The 25,103-nt window shown below is 32.3% G+C and carries 20 protein-coding genes; 1 reads left to right on the plus strand and 19 read right to left on the minus strand.

The window, feature by feature from the left end; all coding sequences use genetic code 11:
- Positions 1–125: 125 nt before the first annotated feature.
- The 13 genes from Q4Q35_RS21685 to cyoE all read right to left on the minus strand — a co-directional run bounded on the left by Q4Q35_RS21685 (position 126) and on the right by cyoE (position 11,565).
- Positions 126–1,454: a TolC family protein gene (locus Q4Q35_RS21685; protein ID WP_303280162.1), complete on the minus strand. Its 1,329-nt coding sequence runs from the start codon at positions 1,452–1,454 to the stop codon at positions 126–128.
- 16 nt (positions 1,455–1,470) lie between these two features.
- Complete coding sequence (locus Q4Q35_RS21690) at positions 1,471–2,592, minus strand: efflux RND transporter periplasmic adaptor subunit (protein WP_303280163.1); 1,122 nt, start codon at positions 2,590–2,592, stop codon at positions 1,471–1,473.
- 103 nt (positions 2,593–2,695) lie between these two features.
- Entirely contained in the window at positions 2,696–3,940 is a 1,245-nt protein-coding gene (locus Q4Q35_RS21695; RefSeq protein ID WP_303280164.1) for an ABC transporter permease, read from the minus strand.
- 2 nt (positions 3,941–3,942) lie between these two features.
- Positions 3,943–5,172: an ABC transporter permease gene (locus tag Q4Q35_RS21700; protein ID WP_303280165.1), complete on the minus strand. Its 1,230-nt coding sequence runs from the start codon at positions 5,170–5,172 to the stop codon at positions 3,943–3,945.
- Positions 5,165–5,866, minus strand: a complete 702-nt coding sequence (locus Q4Q35_RS21705) for an ABC transporter ATP-binding protein (RefSeq protein WP_303280166.1) — start codon at positions 5,864–5,866, stop codon at positions 5,165–5,167. The genes Q4Q35_RS21700 and Q4Q35_RS21705 overlap by 8 nt, the downstream gene beginning before the upstream one ends.
- 88 nt (positions 5,867–5,954) lie before the next feature.
- Positions 5,955–6,173, minus strand: a complete 219-nt coding sequence (locus tag Q4Q35_RS21710; protein ID WP_303280167.1) for a hypothetical protein — start codon at positions 6,171–6,173, stop codon at positions 5,955–5,957.
- Between the two features lie 84 nt (positions 6,174–6,257).
- Complete coding sequence (locus Q4Q35_RS21715) at positions 6,258–6,791, minus strand: DUF420 domain-containing protein (protein ID WP_303280168.1); 534 nt, start codon at positions 6,789–6,791, stop codon at positions 6,258–6,260.
- Positions 6,784–7,530 (minus strand): SCO family protein, encoded by a 747-nt coding sequence (locus Q4Q35_RS21720; RefSeq protein ID WP_303280170.1) that lies wholly within the window; start codon positions 7,528–7,530, stop codon positions 6,784–6,786. Before Q4Q35_RS21720 ends, Q4Q35_RS21715 begins: the two co-directional genes overlap by 8 nt.
- Before the next feature lie 112 nt (positions 7,531–7,642).
- Positions 7,643–8,359: a hypothetical protein gene (locus Q4Q35_RS21725; RefSeq protein ID WP_303280172.1), complete on the minus strand. Its 717-nt coding sequence runs from the start codon at positions 8,357–8,359 to the stop codon at positions 7,643–7,645.
- Between the two features lie 175 nt (positions 8,360–8,534).
- The gene (locus Q4Q35_RS21730) at positions 8,535–8,915 is read right to left on the minus strand and encodes a cytochrome C oxidase subunit IV family protein (protein ID WP_303280173.1); all 381 of its coding nucleotides are present in this window, start codon (positions 8,913–8,915) and stop codon (positions 8,535–8,537) included.
- A gap of 56 nt (positions 8,916–8,971) precedes the next feature.
- Positions 8,972–9,955, minus strand: a complete 984-nt coding sequence (locus Q4Q35_RS21735) for a cytochrome c oxidase subunit 3 (protein ID WP_303280174.1) — start codon at positions 9,953–9,955, stop codon at positions 8,972–8,974.
- Between the two features lie 138 nt (positions 9,956–10,093).
- Complete coding sequence (locus Q4Q35_RS21740) at positions 10,094–10,675, minus strand: cytochrome c oxidase subunit 3 (protein WP_303280175.1); 582 nt, start codon at positions 10,673–10,675, stop codon at positions 10,094–10,096.
- 2 nt (positions 10,676–10,677) lie between these two features.
- A complete protein-coding gene (gene cyoE / locus Q4Q35_RS21745) occupies positions 10,678–11,565 on the minus strand; it encodes a heme o synthase (protein ID WP_303280176.1) in 888 nt (295 codons plus the stop codon).
- A gap of 133 nt (positions 11,566–11,698) precedes the next feature.
- On the opposite strand from cyoE, the gene Q4Q35_RS21750 reads away from it, so the two are divergent.
- Positions 11,699–12,421: an MBL fold metallo-hydrolase gene (locus Q4Q35_RS21750; RefSeq protein WP_303280177.1), complete on the plus strand. Its 723-nt coding sequence runs from the start codon at positions 11,699–11,701 to the stop codon at positions 12,419–12,421.
- A 245-nt stretch (positions 12,422–12,666) separates the two neighbouring features.
- Here the strand turns inward: Q4Q35_RS21750 and Q4Q35_RS21755 are convergent, their stop codons facing one another.
- The 6 genes from Q4Q35_RS21755 to sov all read right to left on the minus strand — a co-directional run bounded on the left by Q4Q35_RS21755 (position 12,667) and on the right by sov (position 25,100).
- Positions 12,667–14,766, minus strand: a complete 2,100-nt coding sequence (locus tag Q4Q35_RS21755; protein WP_303280178.1) for a gliding motility protein RemB — start codon at positions 14,764–14,766, stop codon at positions 12,667–12,669.
- Between the two features lie 204 nt (positions 14,767–14,970).
- Complete coding sequence (locus Q4Q35_RS21760) at positions 14,971–15,759, minus strand: energy transducer TonB (protein WP_303280179.1); 789 nt, start codon at positions 15,757–15,759, stop codon at positions 14,971–14,973.
- A gap of 147 nt (positions 15,760–15,906) precedes the next feature.
- A complete protein-coding gene (locus Q4Q35_RS21765; protein WP_303280180.1) occupies positions 15,907–16,629 on the minus strand; it encodes an energy transducer TonB in 723 nt (240 codons plus the stop codon).
- 66 nt (positions 16,630–16,695) lie between these two features.
- Positions 16,696–17,073: a VanZ family protein gene (locus Q4Q35_RS21770; RefSeq protein WP_303280181.1), complete on the minus strand. Its 378-nt coding sequence runs from the start codon at positions 17,071–17,073 to the stop codon at positions 16,696–16,698.
- Positions 17,066–17,446: a glycine cleavage system protein GcvH gene (gene gcvH, locus Q4Q35_RS21775; protein ID WP_303280182.1), complete on the minus strand. Its 381-nt coding sequence runs from the start codon at positions 17,444–17,446 to the stop codon at positions 17,066–17,068. The genes Q4Q35_RS21770 and gcvH overlap by 8 nt, the downstream gene beginning before the upstream one ends.
- A gap of 334 nt (positions 17,447–17,780) precedes the next feature.
- Entirely contained in the window at positions 17,781–25,100 is a 7,320-nt protein-coding gene (gene sov / locus Q4Q35_RS21780) for a T9SS outer membrane translocon Sov/SprA (protein ID WP_496559762.1), read from the minus strand.
- Between the last annotated feature and the right edge of the window lie 3 nt (positions 25,101–25,103).

The following is a 25,103-nucleotide window of genomic DNA, read 5'->3' on the forward strand; positions in this document are numbered from 1 at the left end:
ATACAGCAACTTATAATATAAATGACGTCAATGTTAGCGCAGTCGAGAACTCTTTAAAGTACCGATTTGCAAAAGACTGCGCTCAGTGATCAAAAACGTCATTGCGAAATTAAACTTTTTCACAACTAATCAGTTAAAGATTTTCCCATGTAAAAGTCTAAAACTTTTGTCTTAAAAACAAAATCATACTTCGCATTTATTAAAGATGATTGCGCATTAATTAATTGTACACGTGCTTGTTCTAAATCAAAAGCCGTCATGCTTCCAATATCATAGCGTTCTTTTGAGTTATTAAAAGCTAACTCTTGGGACTCTAAAGATTTTTTGGCAGCTATATACGCCTTTAATGCAGCTTGTGCATCTGTATATGCTCCTTGTATATTAGACTCTAAATCTAATTTAGCTTGATCTAAACTAAGCTTACTATTCTCTTCCTGAATTTTTGATTTAGCAACTGCCGTTTTATTTTGAAATCTGGAAAAAATAGGAATACTCACACTTAAATTAAAATTATGCCCTTTGTTTAAATCTAATTCTCTAAAATAAGCTTGTTTAGTAAGATCATTTTTAGACTCACTCCAAACAGAACCAAAACCATATCCAAAACTTACTGATGGTAAATAACCTGATTTAGAGATTTCAGTATTTAATTCTGAATTTTCAATATTCTTTTCTGCTATTTTAATCTCGTTTCTATTTTCTAAAGCATGATTTAGTATGGGAGTAATTTCGTTATATAATAAAGTTTCCGATGGGGTATCGATATCTATAACTTCAACATTAAACCCATTATAAGGTACTTGTAATAATTGAGATAATGTAAGCAATGCTAAATTAAGATTATTTTCTGCTATAGTGACTTGTTGTGCATCCCTACTTAAAGTAGCTTCGGCATCAAATATATTGGCTCTTGGCTGCACTCCTGCATCCACCAAATCTTTAACTTGTTGTAATTGTTTATCACTAAAATCATATTGTGCTTGAGCGATTTCTAAATTTTCTATATTAAATAGTACATTCAAATAAGCGTTAACAACATTTAAAGAAATATCATCCTTTATCCTTGCTAATTCCAAATTACTTATTTCCTGGTTTAAACGTGATTGTTTATATAAGTTTAAAGTTCTAAAACCATTAAATACATTTTGGCTAACGCTTAAATTATAATTAAACGAATGTGTAGTTTGATTATTAATTCTAAGGTTAGTAACTGGGTCAAAACCAGAACCTATGCTCATTCGCTCACCCAAACTACCACTAACAGATGGTAAGAAATTACCTTTAGCTGCAATAATGTCTTGTTCGTTAACCAATAATGTGTTTTCGGTTTGCTTTATCGAAATATTATTCTCTAATGCATAGCTAACACATTCTTGCAATGTCCATTTTTTCTGTTGTGCATAAGATGAAACAACTAAAAGCAACATGAATAGTACCAATAAACCGCTTCTCATAAAACTATTTTTTTTACTAATCATTGTCTTCTTCATCTTCATTATCTTTTGATGCCTTATTCCAAACTTTAATTTTATCTCCTTCTTTAACGCCTTCGGTAATTTCTACATTAATACCATCAGACAGTCCAAGTGTTACATTTTGCTTTTTATACTTATCGTCTCCTTTTAGAATTTCAACAAAAGGTTTTTCGGTGATTCTGTTATATTGAAGTAATGCTTCTTTAATAGCCAGTACACTATCCTTGCTTTCAATCTCAATTTCTGCATTTGCACTATAACCCGCCCTAATATTAGTATTTACTTCTACATCTACATCTGCCTTTATTGTAAATTGTACAGCACCATTTTCTTCTATACCTTTTGGAGCCACGAAAGTCAGTTTTGCAGGAAACTCTTTATCATTAATAGCCCCAAGAATTACTTTTATTTCTTTTCCTTCATTTAATTTACCAACCTCAGACTCATCTACCTTACCTTCAAAAATCATTAAACTCATATCTGCTATGGTTGCAATGGTTGTCCCAGCATTAAAGTTATTACTTTGAATTACTTGATCTCCTTCACGCACAGGGATTTCTAATATGGTTCCTGGTATTTGTGCTACAATACTCGTATTTGCAGAGTTTCCGCCAGAAATAGAACCCCTTTTTATAATTTGATAATCATTTTGTGCCTGTACCAACGATTCTTTTGCTTGATTAAAAGACAATTCGCTATTTTCAAAATCTTGTTGTGAAATCACACCTTTCTCAAAAAGTGATTTATTTCTATCATATAAGGTTTTTGCATTGTCGTAAGACAATTTAGAAGAAGCTATTCTACTTTTTGCACTCACCAGACTTTGCTCATTAGGCACTACTCTAATTTTTGCTATTAAATCACCTTTCTTAACAATATCGCCTTCTTCAACTAATATTTTATCTACAATCCCTGATATTTGAGGTTTTAACTCTATTTCTTCTTCGGGATTTAATTTACCTGTTGCTACTGCTTTAGTGTTTATTGATGTGTAAAAAGGTTCTTCAATCTTATACTCTTGAACATCTTTTGAGTTTGCATCTTTAAAGTATTTTAATACCCATGCTAATAGTATGATGGCTACTATTATTAAAATAATTTTTACTGTTTTATTCATTTGGTTATTATTATTTCTAATTTGTCAAATGGTGCATCTATTTTAAGATCTTATATATTATAAAAGCAACATTTAAGTTATAGATAGTTCATTTTTTAACTGTTTATTCTTCTCTTAATGCTTCTATCGGTTTTACACTAGTCGCTTTAAATGCAGGTATTAACCCTATTAAAGTTCCTAAAATGACTAATATTACTAATGCAATAAATACGACAGCTATTGAAACGGAAGCATTTACTATTGCAGCATCTTCACCTTGACCAAATGCCGCATCTAAACCTATTAAAATCCACCCTCCGCTGATGATTCCGATAACTCCTGCTACTAATGTTAAAAACACGGCCTCTACCACAATTTGCCTTTTAATTTCAAAAGGTGTGGCTCCTAAAGCTCTACGCACTCCAATTTCTTTGGTACGTTCTTTAACAGTTATTAGTAAAATATTTCCAATAGCAAATACCCCTGCAATTAAGGTTGCTATACCTACAAACCATGTTAAAAACTGCATACCTATTAAGAACCCAGTAACTTTTGCAAATTCTTTTCCAAGATTAAAACTACCAAATGCACGTGTATCTTTTGGATGAATATCATTTAGGTTTTTCAACAATAGCTTAGCATCCTTTTCTATTTGTTTTATATTAAATTCTGGTTTGCCCGTAATCATCATCCAACCTATTCGATCTCCTTTATTATAAATTCGTTGAAAGGTCGTAAAAGGAACATGAATATCGGTAGATGGCCCCATATTTACATTGCTTACTTCAAAAACACCTACTACTTTAAAATTAATATTATTCACTTCTATATATTGATCAACAGCTTTTTCATCTTTTTCAAAGAGTTGTTTATACGTATCCTCAGATATGACTGCTACTTTTTTATTATCATCAATATCATTTTGATTTATAAATCGACCGTGAATCAATTTTTTCTTTTGTAGCTCATCTAGCAATGGGTAATCTCCAGCCATTTGAAAAGTTCCGGACAAAAAATTTCTAGTTACAGCTACTGATTGCTGGCTTCTTGGAAGTACAAACTCTATACCTTCAACATTCTCTTCTATTTTTTTTGCATCGGTTAACGACAACCTGACTCTTCTTCCTTCTTGAAATCCTTTAAATGGTTTACCGGTACTCTCTCCCCATACAAATACACTATTAGTTGCAAAATCTCCAAATAGTCTATTAAACGAATTTTCTAATCCTCTTGCTGATCCCAATAAACCAATCAATAGCAAAATACCCCACCAAACGCCTACCATGGTAAGTATAGACCTTAGTTTATTTTTACCAAAGCTATCGAAAACTTCCTGCCACGTATCTCTGTCAAATAAAAACTTAAACATAACTAATCGTTTCTTAATGCTACTATGGGTTTAATTTTTGATGCTTTTTTAGCAGGCAAATAACCAGCAATACTTCCTGCTATTATAAGGGTTATTGTTGCCCCAATTACTAAACTTCTGCTTACACCTGGGTCTTTTATGAAATACTCTTTTAAACTCGGGCCAATAGCTTCTATAACTCCCATACCAATTAACAAACCAACATATCCTGCTATAGCTGTAATAAGTATAGATTCAATTAAAATAATAGATACAATAGATCTTGGAGATGCTCCTAACGCTTTACGAATACCTATTTCTTTGGTACGCTCTTTTACAATAAAAATCATGATATTACTAATACCCACGATTCCTGCAATTAAAGTCCCAAAACCAATTACCAAAATAATGAATGTTAATCCGGTAGTCATTTGGCTTACCGCTTTTGTGCCCTCTGCCATGTTTCCAACTCTTATTGCTCTTTGGTCGTTTCTAGCTACAGAAAAACGCTCTTTTAATTTCCTTTCTAGTGAAAACCCAAAGGACAATGCTTCATCATGATTCATCTCCGGATTATACGTTAAATTTATCTGGTCGATATAATCATTATTCCCATAAATATGCTGTGCGGTCGAAATTGGCATATAAATTAATCGTTCTTCCCAATCGCCTCCATCATCTGTAAATGTACCAACAACTTTATATGGAATGCCACTTAGGTTTATATATTTTCCTAAAGCAGTTGTCCTTAAAAACAATTCTTCTTCTATTTTTTTTCCAATAACTACAACTTTTGTTTTATTAGTTATATCATTTTGGTTGATATAACGCCCATCTTTAATTTTTGTCTTTTCTAAAAATTGATGGTCTGGATGTACAGCTCTCAAACTATAGTTATTTTGTTCATTTTTGTATGATGCAGTAGCATTTCTATAAATTCTTGCTGTTATAAATTCAACCTTATTTCCTGAGTCATCTTTAATATAGTCGAAGTCTTCATTTTTAAATTGAATGCGTCTACCAGCCTGAAGTCCTTTATGGGCTTTTGTCGTATTTCCAGATCTAATAAAAATTGAATTATTTGCATCATCGCCAAACGCCTCTGCAAATGTGTTTTTTAAACCGTTAGCGATTCCGAAAAGAATTGTAAAAAGCAATATGGCAAAAGCCACTGTGAAACCAGATAGTAAACTCCTAGTTCTGTTTTTATTTATACTTTGAAATATTTCTCGCCAAAGGTCTAAATCAAACATACTGTTCGGCCCTTACTTGTTCCACTTTTTTATCTTCCATAATAACACCATCACGCAAACGAACAATTCGTTTACACATATTAGCAATATCCTCTTCATGTGTTACCATTAAAATGGTCTTTCCTTCATCATTTAATTGTTGAATAAATGCCATTATTTCATAGGACGTTGTCGTATCTAATGCTCCTGTGGGCTCATCAGCCAGAAGTAACTTCGGGTTTGCGGCTAAAGCTCTAGCAATGGCTACACGTTGATTTTGCCCACCCGAAAGTTCTTTAGGTAAATGTTGCGCCCAATCTGCTAATCCTACTTTTTCTAAATGAAATAATGCTTTTTCCTGACGCTCTTTACGTTTCATCCCTTGGTAGTATAATGGGAGGGCTACATTTTCCAAGGCATTCTTATAATTGATTAGGTTAAAAGACTGAAATATGAACCCTAAAAATTTATTACGGTAAACGGCTGCTTTTTTTTCGGTAAGATCTTTTATAGGCAATCCATCTAGTATATAATCTCCAGAATCTGCTTCGTCTAACATTCCTATAATATTAAGTAATGTAGATTTACCTGAGCCGGAAGACCCCATGATTGCTACCATCTCACCCGCTTCAACTTTAAGATCTATACCTTTTAAAACATGTAAACTGGAATCTCCTATTGGATAGGATTTGTGTAATTGATTGATTTTTAACATTTCTCGATTGATTAGTTAAGCCGTTAAGCTTTATAATTAGACTTATAAGACAAAGAAATGTTACAAAAATTGTTCCGAAAAGTTTTTATTATTTTTTTAACTTACTGTATTTCTTATAAATAAAGTATGCGATCCCTCCAACAAGGATATAAGGAACAGCCATTAAGTATACAATACCTTCATTAATCCCTTCTGCTACCGTTTGCCCTTCTCCACTTTCTAAAACAGCACGACACATAGCACATTGGGCATTTGTTTCGAGAAAAAAGAGAAAAGAGAAAAGAGAAAAGAGGGTTTTATTTTTCATTTTGCAAATTCTTAGATCCCGCTTTCCAGCGGGACAACCAACTACTTTAAGTTCTCAGTGCCTGCTCCTTAAAGTAGGGTTTCATTAATAGTATGGTGAAATCATAATATAAACAATAACTCCTGTTATGGCTACATACAGCCATAATGGAAATGTTATTTTTGCTATTTTTTTATGTTTCTCAATATTATTCGTAATGGCTCTAACATAAGTTATTAATACAAATGGGATAATAATGATCGACAATAAAATATGGGTCAGTAATATAAAATAATAGACATATTTAATGGCACCTTCTCCACCAAATTTAGTTGAATCACTTGTCATATGATAAGCTACATACATTACTAAGAATGATACAGATAGTATAATAGCAAATTTCATTAATTTTTCATGGGCTGCTCTATGTCCTTTTTTAATTTGAAATACAGCTATTATTAAAACCAATGCTGTCACACCGTTTATTGAAGCATAAATAGGAGGCAAAAACGCTAATGGTTCAACATTAGGGATTTTTACTCCAAATAAAATGGCTACTGCTATGGGTATTAATACTGATAATACGACTATTAATTTATTGTATTTTTTGTCGTCTAGAATTTCTTTTGAACTACTCATTAAGCAACTTTTTAATATCTTCTTTTAATGCACTAATTTCTTCTTTCACACCTTCATCATCAACTTGTTCCGCCTCAGATACAATCCCTCTGTAATAAATAATTGGATTCCCAAAATTGTCTTTTCTGGATCGGATATATCCGTTTTTATCAATTAAAGCAAAATTACCCGAATGCTCAAAACCACCTGCTGCATCTTCTTCTTCGGCAGTATATAAATTAAACCCTTCATTGGATAGTTTGTATATGGTTTCTTTATCACCTGTCATTAAATGCCAATTAGGATTTGTTACACCGTATGTATCGGCATATGCTTTAAGAATTTCCTGTGTATCGTAATCTGGATTAATAGTGAATGATGCTACTCCAAAATCATTAAAGTCTTTAAAGGTGTTTTGAATTTGAATCAGGTTTGCATTCATTCTCGGACAAATAGTCGGGCATGTTGTAAAAAAGAACTCTATAACATAAACCTTTCCTTCATAATCTTTATTAGTAATTGTTTTTCCATGTTGATTTATAAAAGAAAAAGCGGGCACTTTTTTAGGTTCACCATGTATTTCAATAAATGATAAATCTGATGTCGTTGACTTCTTATCGTCTGCAAAATCACTTCTACTTTCATTTCTAATAATATCTTTATTAGAAATCCTGTCTACTATTTTTGGTATAAAAATGATACCAAAAACCAGAATGATAAATGCAATTCCTATATATGAATAATTCGTTTTTTTGTTCATTTTTTATTTTATCATTCCTGTGAAAGTAGGAACCTTAATAATTATTGATTAAAAATTTTGATTAAGTGGATTCCTGCCTTCGCAGGAATGACAACTCAACACTATGCTCAACTTAATTTACTTCAGCTTTTAAATCACTTGCCCGTCTTGTATCAGAATTAAACTCGCCTTTTCTTTTTTGTCTGTATTCTGTAAATAAAATACGCATGTCTTCACTCATTTTATTTTTTATTTCTGCTACTTCAATACAATCATAAGATTCTAAACCATAAACTGGTTTCTTTTTTTCAAGCTCATTATCGGTTCTATCGTCAAGTCTACCACGTTGATTTAAATCTTTATCAATAATAAAAACTAGATCTGTATCTAAATTTTCAGAAAGGTTTGTCTTACTTTTTAAACTAAAAAATACTTTTTGAATATTACTAGGCTCTCCAAAAATAAAATGCCAAAATCTTAAATCCTCATACGAGCTAATTTCTGCTTTAAGCTTTTCGACAGCATCTTCTGTGCCTTTAGGCATCACTATAACTATTTGAAAGCGTTTAAACCCTTTAAATTTATCGTAGACCAACTCCTTTAGATTAGACGCTGTTGTTGCTTTTTCTAAAGGGTGATGTCCAAAAAAACCTAATACTGTAATATGATCTTTTAAAAGAACTTTTTCTTCTGAATCTGAAGTGAATGGTTGCAAATCTAAAACCGATTCATTAACAATATCTAAAGGTGTATAATTATGAGTTGCTGGATATAAAAACAATAAAAATGTTACTGGAAGGAAAAACAAAATCCCCAAAACCACATATCGACTTATCTTTTTGTAATCCATTAATTTAATTGTATTTCTATAAAAAAACTCGGTGCAAAAATAAAAAAAGACGGTTTAAAAACCGTCTTTATATTGCTATTTAACACTTCTTCTAGTTCACCTTGAGCGAAGTTTAAAGGCTCAATGCAAGTAAGTGTTTTGTTTACACGTTTAGTACAGATTTAAACTTATTTAGTTAAAAATCTCTTTTTATATATCCACTTTTATATACATCGAACACATACCCACCTTCTTGTAATAAAATAAATATTAAATATAGAATTAAGAATATCGCAGTCCAAACTACCATACGTCTTAAAGCTTTTACTTCGTCACGCATGTGCATGAAATCCCAAGTAATATAATATGCTTTTACAATAGTTAAAATAATGAATATCCAATTAAGCGCTTTCATCCCTAAGACATTACTCATTAAAGACTCTGGTTTTATAATACCTAATACGACCTCAATTATTGTTACAATAGTTAAGAAAATTAAAACACCCCATATTTTTTGAGTATTTGATTTAAACTTAACTAAGCCTCTAAATATTGCTAATTTATGTTCGTGTGCCATTTTTAATGCTGTTTAGATTTCCTTCTTTAAGGAAATGAAAATATACTTTAATTTAATTAAACTAGATAGAAGAATGTGAATACAAATACCCAAACTAAATCTACAAAGTGCCAGTATAACCCCACTTTTTCAACCATTTCATAATTTTTACGTCTCTCGTAAGTTCCTAAAATCACATTAAAGAAAATAATGATATTTATAATAACTCCAGAAAATACGTGAAATCCGTGAAAACCTGTTATAAAGAAAAAGAAGTCTGCAAATAAAGGCGAACCATATTCATTAACATGCAAATTAGCACCTTCTACAACAATCTTTCCGTTTTCTTTTATTTGTTTTAACGATTCGGCTCTAGATAAAACAGTCTTTTCGCCTTCCTCATTAATGATCTGTGTTCTAACTAAAACATTATTGTGAGCTTCTAAACCGTGTGCTACTTCTTCAATAGTATATGTTGGCAAAGCCCCTTCAGAAACGAACCATAAGCCACCTTTACGTTCGTGCTGTGTTCTTTCGTTATGCGAATCTGAAACAACAAAATCCCTTAGAGCAACTCGATGTCCTTCTGTGTCTACAAACTGTAAAATATTACCTCCTTTTGTTTGTACTGCTCCATAATCACCTTTAATGAATGTTCCCCATTCCCAAGCTTGAGAGCCAACGAATATTAAACCACCTATAATGGTTAAAAACATGTAAAGTGTTACTTTGGCTTTGTTTAAATGATGTCCGGCATCTACTGCTAGTACCATTGTTACAGACGACATGATAAGTACAAACGTCATAAAGGCCACATAGTACATAGGCGCATTTACACCATGTAAAAAGGGAAAGTGCGTAAACACTTCGTCGGCAATTGGCCATGAATCGATAAACTTAAATCTTGAAAATCCGTAGGCTGCTAAAAACCCAGAAAATGTTAAAGCATCCGAAACGATGAAAAACCACATCATCATTTTACCATAACTTGCATTTAAAGGCTTATTGCCTCCTCCCCAAGTTTTACCTTCTGTTCCAGTATTTACAACTGTAGTACTCATATATAATGGTTGTTTTTTTAAAGTTGCACAAAAATAATCAATTTATTCATCTAATAAAATATCGCTTAAGTAATTTTTGTAATGACTACAAACTATATATTTATAACCTCTTTTTTACACAGAAAAAGCTTCATCATTTTACCCCACAAAAGTAAGTAGTAAATAAAGAAACACCCATAGTATACCAACAAAGTGCCAAAAGGTTGCTGCTAGTTCAAACCCAAGCATTTTTATTGCGCTATACTTTTGTTTAAAATGATTATAAATTACTACTAAAACACATATTAGTCCAGCTATGACATGCAAAACATGAAAGAATGCGATTAAAAAGATAAAAGAAGCTTTAGGGTTACTTACTTCTCCCGTTAAATGGTATCCAGAATCAATAAGATTTTTAAAACCTTCAAATTGCAAAAACACAAATATAATTCCTAAACCTAAAGTTGAAATCAATAAAACTGATGTTAATAATCTATTTCCTTTTATTAATGTACGCTTCGCCATAATAAAAGTAATACTACTAATGATCGCAACAAAAACACTTATTAAGAAAATATTTGGTAATTCTAATTCACTAGACCAATCTGGACGTTTTCTACTTATAATCACTGCGCTTGTTAAGCCTGCAAAAGCCATAAATAACGAGATCAGACTAAACCAAAGCATCATTTTTTTTGCCCTGCTATTTTTTTCTTCTTGAGTACCTTGAGTTAAATCCATGATTATCTTATAAATTTATCTATGACATACACTATTTGTACCAACGAAATATAGGATACACTAACAAGCATCAATTGTCTTGCTGCCTTTTCTGTCATTATTTTAAATAACCTAATAGCATAATACAACATCCATATCCCTAAGGCAAATACTATAACCGCAGAAAAAATTGACAGTTCTAATCGTCCTGTAAATCCGAATACAGGTATAATAGAAACTAATAATGTCCAAATGGTATACATGATGGTTTGTACTGCTGTTCCTTTATCTTGTTTTCCTGTGGGAAGCATAAAAAAGCCTCCCTTTTTATAATCTTCAAATAAAAACCAGCCAATAGCCCAAAAATGGGGAAACTGCCAAAAAAACTGTAAAGCGAATAAGGTTCCGGGTTCTATACCAAAATCATCTGTGGCCGCTACCCATCCTAACATAAACGGGATAGCTCCAGGAATAGCCCCTACAAAAACAGCAAGCGGTGTTTTGGTTTTTAAAGGTGTGTACACACATGTGTATAAAAATATTGAAATAGCACCAAACATAGCTGTTTGCTTATTAATATTATATAAAATAATAATACCTAATAATGTGAAAACAGATGCAATGATGAATGCTGTGTTTACAGACATCCTACCAGCCGGAATGGGTCTGTTTTTGGTTCGGTTCATTAAAGCATCTAAATCTTTTTCAATAATTTGATTGAAAGCGTTCGATGCACCCACCATAAAATAACCTCCTAAGGCTAGTAGAATTAAGGTTTTATAATCAACTTGATCTATACCCAACAAATATCCCGCAACGGATGAAAACACGACACTTAAGGCCAGTCTCATTTTTGTAATTTCTTTAAAATCTGAAATTACAGAAGGTGCTGCTACCGAAGATTTTGACATACCCAATGCTCTGTTGTGTTTTGCGAGTGCAAAGATACTCTATTAAAGCTTTTTGAGCAATGCTTTTTATGGCTTAATTTATTACTCAAAATATTTCTTATTTTTATATTATTATTTAATACTTAAGATATTTATGACATCTACAAAAACATGGTACTCCTTTTTTATTTCTTTAATCACTTTGGTTGCCTATGCTCAAAAAAAAGAAGTAACTGTTAAAACACATCAACTCACTGAAAGTATTTATATGTTAGAAGGACGAGGTGGAAATATTGCTGTTTCGGTTGGCGGTAACGGTGTTTTTATGATCGATAGTCAGTTTGCTGCTATAACTCCAAAAATTATGGCCGCTATTAAACAACTAAGTGAAAAAGATATTACGTTTTTAGCAAATACACACCACCACGGAGACCATACTGGAGGTAATGAGAATATTGCTAAAACTGGCGCACATGTAATTGCCCACGACAATGTATATAAGCGTATTAAAGCTAATAGCAAACAATCTGAAGAATACTTACCTGTAATTACTTTTAACGACAAATTAAATCTTCACATTAATAATGAGCCGGTTCTTATTTTTCATGCTGAAAAGGGACATACCGATGGAGATAGCATGCTTTATTTTACTAAAAGTAATGTACTCCATACCGGAGATTTATATTTTAATGGCAGATATCCATACATCGATTTAAAATCCGGAGGTAGTGTAAACGGGTATATTGAAGCTGTAAAAAAAGGTTTGATTCTTTTAGATGGTGAAAGCAAAATAATTCCCGGGCATGGTGCTATTTCAAACAAAGCTGAATACGAATCATTTTTAACCATGCTACAAACATTAAAACCAATGTGTTAGCAGAGATTGAAAAAGGTAAAACGGAAGATGACGTTGCTAATAATGCGACGATTACATCAAAATATGACGACTTAGGCTTTGGTAATTATTTTATTAATAGTCAAAAAATAAGAAGAACTTTTTATAAAAGTTTGAAAAACTGATAAACTACTTTCAATGATTGTATATGATTTCGATATACATCGGAATTAGTTCAACTAACTATTTTAAATGCGTTGTAAACAACTTTTTAAAATAGCGTTTTACTAAAAATCAAAATACCAATTAAACAAATCGGTTCTAACTCCAAAATTAAACCAGACCGTATTACTTTTAAAGGTTGTTGTTGTTTCTGCTTCTGGGTTAAAATCTCTAAAAGTAATATCTGCAAAGACTTTTAAGTTGGAGGCTGGATTAATTAAATACCCTGCTTGCAAATTCCCATTAAAGATTTTTGTTTTTATACCTTGTCCAACTTCAATACCAGTATCAAAAGGCCTGTCATTATAATCCCTATAAATATCGCCTCCGTAACTAAAATCGTCAGTACCATCATTAAAATCTAATCCACGTACTCCAAAAATAAGTTTTGCATCTGCAAACCAGCGTTTGTAATGGTAACGGCCAATTAAAATAGCTTCGCTAAAATTAGCTCCCCATAAATGTGCCATAGATTGATTGTTATGTGCATAATTTAGCACTATGGTATTATGTGAGTAGGTATATGGTCGTACTCTGTTATACTCAAATTGTAATAATAAATTATCTACTTTAAAAGCATTAAAATATTTAAGTCCTAATTGATAGCCAAACTTATTTTTCCAACTTTTTTCACCACCTTTAATATCACTAAGAGAAAACTCATCTAAAATAAATTGACCATACATATTAATATTGTCGCTCCATTTGTATTTGAATGAGGCCCCAAGAAGTGCATTTCCTGCGCCTTGGCCAGACTCAAACTCTATAGCTCTATAAAATATAATAGGGTTTAGGTAATTGATATCGAAACCTCTATCATTAGAGTTCGTCCAAAGTACCGATTCAAATAACCCGACATTTAATCGTTTAGACACATTCCAGCTTAAATAATGAGTTCCAACATACTTAGGTAAAAATGCTTTATCGACAACAACCTCAGGTCTTACATCTCTTAACCACATCCAGGTATTGGTATATTTTATTTTCCAAAACTTGGTATTCAATTTAAAAAAAGTATGGGGGCTTGTCACATCACTAAGTAACAATGACCGGTAACCATCTCCTATAAAATTTTTGCCATGCCCGAATTGAACATTTAAAAACGTTGCTGGCGAATAAGACAAATATGCTTCTGCTACAGGATAATCGTAAGAATCGGTTTTAAACCGTTTTGCAATACCTCGACCGGGAACAATTGCAGGATCTGGTCCAAAAGCCTTTAAGCTCTCTGCATATTGGTTTACATACTGGGCGAATCTACCCTGACTCTCAAAAACAGTTGTATAAAAATTAAACTTTTTACCTAACCCTCCCTGAACTAAAATACCTCTCGTGTTATTATAGGTTGTATTAAAACTGGCATCGGTATCTTTACCTACTTGTAAATCGAATATTGGGTCGATTGTAAACCAATAATCTTTGCCTTGTAGTTGCACTAAATGTTCGTTCCAAAGTTTTCTGCCTGCCCAACTACTTTTTTCCTTTTTTAATTTTTCTTTTTCTGCCTTGAAATCGTAATATTTTGAGACCTCTTCATATACAAAAGGCTTTGAAGCTGTATGACTATTGGTTCCAACAAGGTTTATACTTCTATCAAACCTCGAATAATCACTGTGTGTAAACGGAATATTTAATTGACTGCTATAAGCTTTATTTTCAAATACTTTTAAATCACTATTAACATTATCAAATTCCTTTTTTGATTGCTCCTCCAACTTAGAAGTTTCTGGTTCTTTTGCTAAATCTTGTGTGTTTACGGCTTGATTAACTAAAGGTATTTTTATAGGTAAAGAATATTGTTTGTAAGTGTTTCTACTATTATAGGTTGCCGGTTTTATTTTTGGCAAGGTTAAAAATACACGTTTGGTTTCTTCTTTTAACTCATTGTAAATAGCATCAATATAAATCACTCTAAATTGTCCAAGTGTGTCTACTTCAAAAAGGACAACAACTTCTCCTTTATATCCTTCATCATATACTTTTTGTGGTACTTTAAAATTTTTATAAATATGTTCGAATACATTTCTATCAAAACATCTTTGTAAAGAATCAATAGCAACACCTTCACAACCTGAAAATACTGGAGGCTTTTCAACTAAAAAGGTATTTTGTGAATAACTTGTATATTGAACTAAAAGCAGGAATAGTACAATGAGTCTCTTCATGAAAATGGATATAGATTATGATTTGATTTTGTGCGGAAAGATACTATATTTTTGATAATGTTTATACTTTACAAAAACACTCCTGTTTATTTTTAATATTTAAGTTTAGATTATGAGAACATGAAACAAGTTCAAGTTAAAGAAAAACCGCTATCAATTAAAATTGATAACGGTTTTAAAAATTTAAAATTATTTATTGCTAACCTAATTATTCATTTGAAAAACAATCGGTAGTGTATACATGACACCTATATTTTTATTTTGTTGTTTTGCCGGTGTCATTTCTGGTATAATATTAATAACACGTTTAGCTTCTTTTTCTAAAACTGGATGGGATGCTCTAATTCTAATACCTGCTACTTTTCCTGTTTTATCTATTTTAAATACAGTATGAATTACTTGTTTACCTGAAAGACCGTATTTACTCCCTAAATCTGTATCAAATTTTCTTTGAATAAGTTTATTAATTTTTTCTGACATACATTTACGTCTATCTTCATTTGTTTTTTTCTTTTCACAACCAGGATATACAGGTACTACTTGAACAAAATCGACTGGTATATAGGCCTCTTCAGGAATATCTTTTACAACTATATCTTCTGGATCTACTATTGGAGTATCATTTACCACAGGGTCTTTAGTAGGAACATCTACTATAGGATTTATAGGTGTATCATCCGGTACTTCTATAAAATTATCTGATAGTTTCTTTTGTTGCTCTTCAACAGGCTCTATAATAGTTGGAGGCTTTAGTTTTATTATTGGAATATCAATACTATAAGGTTCTTCTAGTGAAGGGACTCCTCCATAATCTGTTATAGTAGTTTCAAACCTCATCTCTAACAAGCCATAGGCTGCCAGTAAACAAACAATTAACCCAACCTGAAAGTAAAGCGTTGAGTTTTTTTGTAAATTTGCATCATGTTTTTGTGATTTTTTCACGATTTGCTCATTTTGCCGAATGAGTTCGTGAGTTCTCTTTTGATTACTCATAATTATTATAGTATAAATGCCCGCCTGACGGCCGGCAGGTTAATATTATGATAAAAACACAATAAGCATACCAAAAAAGAAATCCCGTTACAAAATTTGTAACGGGATTTTATATTATTATGATTCCTGCTTTACAGGTCTTGTAATTTAATCTTGAACTTGGAAAATAATTGGTAACGAATATGGTACGTTTACTGGTTTCCCTCGTTGTTTACCTGGTTTCATTTTAGGTAACAACCCAATAACACGAGCTGCTTCTTTTTCTAAACCCGGGTGTGGTGCTCTGGCACGTATACCAACAATATTACCTGTTTTGTCTATTTTAAAAATTACATTAATACGTTGTCTTCCTGATAGACCTAAATCGCTAGCTAACTCTGTGTTAAACTTTTTATTTACGAATTGTGCTATCTTTTTAGACATACAATCTCTTTTCTTAGTATTATTTTTCTCTCTTTCACATCCTGGAAAAACAGGTACATTTTCGATAACTGAAAAGGGTACATCCATGTCTTCATCTACAATTTCTACGTTTACCTCTTCTACCTCAACGATTTCTGTTTCCTGATCCACTTCTGTTGATTCTATAACAGTTTCTTCTATTTCTACCTCATCTTCAACAATCTCAATAACTTCTGGTGCAGCTGGTGGTGGAGGTGGAGGTGGTGGCGTTTGTATTTGTTCAGTAATTGGAATTTCCTCTTCCAATTCTTCATCCATATTTACCATTCCGATATCAGTATCAGACTTATCGTATGTTTTGTAATTGATTGCATAATTTGTTAAAAACAACATTAAAGCTAAACCAATAAGAAAATAAAGTGAACTGTTACGTCCTACATTAGCTTTGGGATTTTTTTTAGGTTCCATAATTTATATCATTATCATTTATCCAGATTGCTAAAATAACTATTTATTTATAAAAAAAACAAGTGTTTATGTGTTTTTAACGTGTAAACTACTTTTAAACCATAGTAGAATTGATGCAAATACAGCTCCAAGGGTATTTGCTACAACATCATAAACATCTAAGGCTCTATAGATTGTAATACTATCTTGTAGTACCTCAATAATTATACCAAATAAAACAGAAAGAACGACAGCAAAAACTATAGCTTTTTTCTTTTTGAACTTAAAAGTGTACGAAAATGTGTAGAACCATAATACTGTTAAAACAAAATAGGCTAAAAAGTGAAATATTTTATCACCAAAAGAAACACCTATATCTGGAATATCACTAAGCTTAATTAAACTAACTGTAATTAAAGCTAATGAATATATTATAGTTATTACTGGTGTTAATTTTTTAAGCACCTATTAATGCTTTGTAATCATCGGCAGACATAAGTGCATCTGCTTGCGAAAGATCTGAACATTTTACTTTTATCATCCAGCCATCACCATACGGATCACCGTTTACTTTTTCTGGTTCGTCTTCTAAAGATTCATTAAATTCTATAATTTCACCAGATAATGGTAAAAACAAGTCTGATACCGTTTTAACAGCTTCTACTGTTCCGAAAATTTCTTCTGCGTCTAATGTTTCATCAACTGTTTCTACTTCAACATATACAATATCTCCTAATTCACTTTGTGCAAAATCTGTGATACCTATGGTAGCGACATCACCCTCTATTTTAACCCATTCGTGATCTTTAGTATATTTTAATTCTGATGGAATATTCATAGTTTTAAATTTAAATTCATTTATTCAACAAATGTATTTATTCAAATCTTAAATTCAAATAGATTATCTAATAAAAAAACGTTATCATGTCGCTTATATAAAGTTTTCTTTAATGCTTGTATTTAAGCAAACCAAAACGTAAAGAAACATTGTTTTCGTAAATCAAAATTATTTGGGCAATCTGGGTTAAAGTGCAAATGTTTTTTATGAGCTATTTTGTCATTCCTATAACCTGAGCTGAACTTATTTTAGTAAGGCAGGAGGAATCCACCTTACTACAGTTCTGTTTCAATTTAAAAGATTTCTACCTTCGCAGGAATGATATATTTCTTAATTAATTACCAAAATTATATCTGATAGTAAAACCGGATCGAATGGTTGTTTGTGGAAATGCCGTAGAAATAGCATATTCTGAAAACGAATAATCGAAATAAAAGAGTCCTGTTAAGTTTTTACTAAACGCATAATCTGCAGAGTATTTTATACTCCAAATAGTTTGTCCTGATGTCACTTGATTATTTTCCAGATCCAAATACCTAATTATCGTTTTATTGTCTCTAACAGATACATCTGCTTTCATATTTAAATCACTTACAACGCGCTTTCGTGGTCCAGCCAACTTAGATCGTATTTTTAAATCTTTAATTCTATAACCCAAGCCTACAATATATTCCATGCCTAGCACCTCGGTCATTAAATTATTATCGAAACTAAGCGATAACAGCCTGTCTTTTTTCATTTCGGCTAAGATTTTAATGGAATTCTTCATTTCCATATCAAGTCTTACTAAAGGACTAAACATCTCTGTTAGGTTAATGTTACTTAGTAAGTCTTCATTTTTATAATTACCTGATTGGTCTTTAGTATTGTCTGACTGGCTATCGTAATCTAAAGTGGGGTCTATAGCTTCATAATCTAAGTTAGATTGAAACTGATTTATAGTATATGCCGAACGGTATCCATGAGTTAATGAAAAACGTTTAAAATGTTTTTTAAACCATTTAAACTTCATAAAACCTGTATATTTTAAATCCCAGTTAGGAATTGGCACATCTCTAAACGCTCCTAATTTTACACTACTGGCATCTTTACCAGAATAAGCAGCTAAAAATGCAGGTAGTAATACGGCCTGATTATTTTTTCCATAGCCTTTAGGAAAACCATCATCATCCAGATCGTTTAAATCTGCTCCATTTTTTTCGGCTAATCTTCTGGCTACTACAAGCCTGTTTGCTCTGAAATCGTCAAAAGTATCGGAAGTTATTTCATCACTTTTACTAAATGCCGTTTTTATTAATATGGTTGATATATTAAAATTACCAAAAGTAGTAGGTGTTAATGATTCGTATTCGTATTCACCAAAATTTTCATTCACTCTAAAATTCTCAGTATAATTTTCGAGATAGGCACGACTTCCTACAATATCAATTTTTAAATCTTTTACCGGCTCTAAGCTTGCAGATATATCAAGTTGTTTTGTATTAGTTGCTGTATATTGTTGATTAAATTCGGAAAAAACAGTTAACCAACCTCTTCTTGCAGCAAGATCTCTTACGTCACTTTGACTCCCAAATGTAAACCCTACTGTTGGTTTTAAGGTCCCTATGAAACCTGGTGTTTGTAAATACCCTGGCAAAAACGTTCCGTTATTTTCTGAATAATTTAACTGAATTCTCTTTATACTTGTTAAAATACTTACACCTGCATTTAATAGTTTAGTTACAGATTGATTCTTAGCTTTTGGTGGTGCTTTTTTCTTTTGATTTCCTCCAGGTGGCGCACCTCTATTTGTTGTAGATCTGGATCGTACTCTTCTAATAGGTTTTTTTACTAATCCAATGTATTTATAAAATCTATTCATATCTAAAGATGAATTGATATTATGAACATTAGCATTTTGAATAGTATTACCTAAATCGTATGTTACGCCGTCTACCTCTAAATTACCATATAAATCGGACCCTTTCTGCCATTGAAAATTACCTGTATATTGATACGTAGCGTCAATAAAACTAAATGTTGGAATTTTATTAATTGGCAACTGGTAAGTAATTCCTAAATTTTGTGTTTGGCTATTAGGGTCGCCAAAATCTAAAAACCCATCCCAAACATCCAATGTTGAATCTTGTTCTCCATTAATAAATGTTAAATCTTGTTCTCCATTAATAATATTATCTTTAAAATAATTACGAACGATATTATTATTGGCTGCTGTAAAGTTTAATTGTAATGATTTTGTTAAATTGTAATTAATAGTATATTGAAAATCGAATGTATAGTTTCTTCTAAATAATTCTTCTATACTAATGTTCGATCCTCCAAGATCAACCTCTCTAAACTTTTGCTTATTAAACTGTCTATTTATATCTGTGTTAACGGTAAAACTTGTTGGTAATAAATTAACATTAAAATCTTTTAAGATTTTCCAGTACTTTCCTCTAAATAGTGAGTCATTTTTCTTAAAAGGTTCTACTGTAATCGGGTTAAAATTAAAGGCATAATTTGCTCCAACTCTAACGGTTTTGTCAACAGAATTTTCAATTTCAAAATCCCTATGTTCTACTTTGTTAAATGAATAATTTAAAGTTAAATTCTCCACATCGTAAAAACGAGGTGTGGCGTCTGTTGTTCTAGTTTTTCTAACACCTATAAAATTGATGCTTTTTCTTTTGGTATAATCTTCAGACTGTTCTCTTATCTGGTCTTTATCTGCTTGTGTATCTGCAGCGGCTATTCTGGAGTCTAACGTTAAATCTTCGTAAAACTGATCGTATTTGGGCGTGACAAGTTCCTCGCTTTGAGCGTAATTAAAAGGAATTTGAACACCCCATTTTTTTGGTAATAATTGCCCAACATTAACATTGGTTACTACATCGTATTGTTGCACATCTTCTAAACTACGCTGGCTTGGCCCTTGTTCTATACCACCAAAACCGGAAGTACTTTTGCTTCCTGTAGCACTTATATTCGCAAAATCTGCAATATTAGTATCTACACTTAGTACGGCTGCCCAACCACCTTCGTTATCTAAGTCTGATAAGCGAAGTTCGTTAAACCAAACTTGTGAACACACATTACCTGTATGTGCATTTTTCACCCCAACCATGAGGGTTCTAACATCTCCAAAATTAGGATTCCCTTTTATACCTACACGATGTTGACTGGTAACATATCCTGTAAACGGATTGGCAACCTCTACAATATTATCATTAACAACATCGTAATATCTTGCGTCTCCGTTTGGCAAAGGCCCATCGGAAATATATTGGGATTTTACTTGGCCTAAAACACTTAATGGTAAATTAATTTCATTTTCTTCTGGCCATATTTCTTCCGCGGTTCTAGAATTTTTTAGGGATTTCCGTAAAGGGATTTCAATTTGATAATAGTTATCTGTAAAATCATTCCCCATCCTAATAAAACCGACAAGCCCCTCGTCATCGGGAAAGCCACCACCTTCTTCCTCTGCATGAATAAACATTCTTAAGCGTTTATACTGGCGCATGTCTATATCAACATTTTTGTAAACACCTCTGGAATCTTCTGGTTCTAAATCGCATACGTTCACCACTAAAGACTGCTCATTTTGCTGTACAACCGTATTGTTGTTAAATAACTCTTCCGGTTCTATCCCTGGTGGTATTTCATAACTTCCTTCGTTTTCTAGTGTACCAATAACTCCTAAAGTAAATTCTGTATCATCATTATCATTATTTGCTTCATCATCCAGAGGTTGTCCATAACGTCTCCAATCACTTCTAACTAAATCTAAGGTACCGAAACGAAATACTGTAGGTTCGTCAAAGTCTTTTAAATAAATTCTGGCAAATCTAATAGATCTTAAATCACTAATATTTCCAAAAGGTACTGCATGGCTCCCTTCTACGGGAATTCTAAAAAGATACCATTTGGGATTTCTGTCACCAGACGTAGTTTCCCCATTAGGGAATGTTCTTGATTCTGTGTTTTTAAAATCAACAATAAACGGGTTTGTATCTACATTTAAACTTGCTGGTGTTATCTCTAATTCATATTCAAAATAACTATCAATCGTATTCATGGTGTTATCACGATTAATATCCTCTACATCCGGCTGTGTATTAGCAGCTCTATCTGTGTCTGTAAATGTATCTGGAGTATTTCCTTCTACACCGTTGTATTTTTTATAACGCTCAAATATATCTCCTTCTGTATTTAAGAAATAAGCATAATTATCATTTGCAGGATCTTCTAACCCTCTAAATGGATCATATATTGCATTTAATATCGGATCACTTGTAAGCGGAGTTTCTTCGCTATCGTCATACCCATCATAACCAACATCTTGATTTGTTCGTTCTTCACCTGTAGTGTCAAATGCATAAATTAAAGATTGGTTTTGTGGCACTACGGTTCCCCAAAATGTTGTCGTCGGTAATAAATCTATATTTCCATCTTTTGGCAATCCATTTTCGTAAAGTTTACGTCCATCCTTGATAATATCTTCTGAAATATTACCTAAATTAAACACTAACTTTCCTCCTTCGGGAATATTAGTATTTTCTTGAAATGGATCTTGTAACCAAAACTCAATATACTCCACATTTTGTTGTTCAAAATCTGTAGAAGTTAGCTGGCGTGTGATACCTGCCCAACTCTCTTCAGGATTATCTAAAATACCATCGGCTGCTGAAGCTTCATAATTATAAGGACCTCTTTCTTCTGGATAATATGCTAAATCTAGTGTAAATAGCACCGAGTTTTGTCCTTGAACTAAATCTCTGTCCGGAAAAAGCTCATTTATAAATACACGACTGGTGTACAAACTTGACATATCGTCATCTGTTACGTCACTAGGACGTTGACCCGTATAAAAAATAGGATCTATACTATACCAGTTAAGTAATGCTCTTTGATAACCGTTTTGAATCCCATTGTCATCTTCATTTAGATTGCTTGGAACACCCAATTCTAAAGGTCTACTAGATAAAAACCATGACTGTTGAGACTTTAAGTCAATGCCATTTTGCGAACCTTCAAAATCATCAACATAAGATGTCGCTTCGCCATTAAGGTTTGTCCCTTTTGGTGCTCCTGGTGCTAAATATGCAAACTCTCCTCTTAAAGACAAATTGGATTCTACATCTGTATCTATATTTGGTAATTTATTTGCCAATCGGGTTAAAAATGGCACTTTAGTAGCGTAATTACCATTAAATCCGAAAATAGTATTGTTTATGGGTTCTGTCCCATAATTTGCTTTTTGTGTTATAGGTCTTTCATTAAGGTTTAAGAGGGTAGCTCCTAACAAAAAATTCTCATTAAACTTATGTTCTACATTTATTCCTGTGAAACGCCTTGTTTGCTGACCAAAAACAGCATTGTTTTCGGTAGATACTTCAATAGGTGTATTGGATGCTTTTAAAGCTTCGTCTAAAATTTGAACACGTCCTAATTGATAATTTACAGTATAATCGATTCCTTCTACTAAAACACGCCCTCCGGCTGTCACTCTAACAGAACCTCTAGGCACATTAAAAGACCCTATAGCTATACCATCGCCTCCTGTAGATTTATAACTCCCCTTTAACTTGAACTTATTTTTTTCTACTGCTTCTAAAGCTGCGGTCTTTGTATTTTTATAAAGTTCATCGTATACATATTTATTTTGATCATCGTTATATGTAGCATTATTATCATAATCTCCACCTCCCAAAACATTAAAAAGATATTCCCCAAAAGGTTCTGCACTGGTAAAGACTATTCTTCCATTTTCGGGGATCACCGTTATTCCCGAATAAAAATCAAAAAAACCATCGCCTCCTATCTGTGGATCATTATTAAAATTGAGTTTGTCTAAATTAAACACTCTTAATAAAGGCACATTTTGTATTAAATTTTCTTCTGGTGTACTTGCAGTAATTGGGTTCCCATTTATATCGAAATCAAAACTAGCACCTACCGGCGTTATGAAATTTAAAGGCGATGCTTCGTTATAAAAGATATTAAGTTTAAAATCATCTGCAGTCAAATTGTAAGCTCCAGTCTCGTAGATGTTCTTCATCATTAAATTCCAAACTGGTTGATCTACATTGGTAATACTACTTTTTAATAATTTTAAAACTAAATTGGTATTGACAACTTGTGTAACTTCTCCTGAGGTATTAGTAGTTACATCGGTAGCATCTACACCATCATTTGCAAATTCCCCTACTTGGTATACTTGTCCGCCCAGAGTATACTGAAAGGCCACTGCTAAAACCTCATCGTTATTTAATCGCTGATTTAACGATATATATCCTAACTCTGAATTTAAAGTATATTCTTGACCTTCTGTTAATTTTCTGGCGTTTTCCAGCTTTGCATAATCAAACCCTTCTGTAACACCTGATACTGTTATTCCAGATGCTACGGTAGCAACATCTCTAATAGCATCTGTAAGTTGTGATCCAACGCCTCCAATATTGGTTGGATCAAACCCATTATTAACGTTATTAGGCAAGGCTCCCGGTGCTAGTATATTAACAGCTGAACCTACTTTATCTGGGTCGTTACTAGATTCTCCTAAATCTTGAAGTGCGACAATGTTTCTAACATTTTCGGTTCTATTACTTCTATTAGTCATCCAAACTTCTAGCCTTGTAATTTGTAATCCTTTATTATTTTTAAACGGATAATTTTCTAAGGCTGTATCATAGTTATCTCTAAAATACTGTGCTATAAAGAAGTGTCTATTTTCATCGTAGTCTCTTATGAAAAAATCGAATTCTTCTACGGTACCTCCACCTTGGGCAACCACTGTATTAGATTGTGATTTTTGTTCGGAAAACACGCCCGTTACAGTGGTTTTCCCAAACTGTAATTGTGCTTTTACACCAAATAAACTTTGCGCCCCTGTAATTAATGAGCTATTTAAAGGCATACTTACATTACCTACTTCAATTTTTTGAATAATATCGTCTTCTGTAGGGGTATATTCTAATTTAATAAGGTTTTGAAAGTCGAAAGTCGATTGGGTATCATAATGAGCTGTTATCTGCAAACGCGTTCCTACTTTTCCTAAAAGACTTAAACTAATTCGCTGATCAAAATCGAATGTAAAGTTGCTCCTATTTCTAGGTGAAAATGATGGATTGTCTTGTTTTGAAAACAATACTCCTAAATCCATTTCTACAGACCCTTGTGGAATAACCTCAATGGTATCACCTCCAAAAATACTTTCAAATAAACCTGATTTTACATAAAACTCTGGTAATAGGTTTTTTTGTTCGTCTTTGGAATCTCCTTTTTTACCATCAAAGGCATTAATTTTTTCTTTATAATAAGATCGTAAACTTTCTTTTGCTACTAAAGCATAATATTCTTTAGGTGTTAATATAACAGGGTATTTTATATTAAAGCTTCCTATTTTTTCGGTATAAATATATCTGTTTGTAACTGGATCGTATGTGTATTTAGATTCAACACTGTTAGGGTTAGGTGTTTTTAAACTTCCTAAATTATACCCTGTTTTAACCGAATCTTGAGCAGCAGGCTGTTGAGACCATGATACTGCTGAGTAAAATAGTATAAAAATTAAAAAGACACTTCGCCTTATTTTGGCTGCCTTAAGCACTGGTCTCTCAGTATGACAATTTTTAACCGATTTATAAAATTTAAAGTTAGTTTTATTCAAAAT

The sequence above is a fragment of the Flavivirga aquimarina genome (assembly GCF_030540835.1).
Taxonomy (GTDB): domain Bacteria; phylum Bacteroidota; class Bacteroidia; order Flavobacteriales; family Flavobacteriaceae; genus Flavivirga; species Flavivirga aquimarina.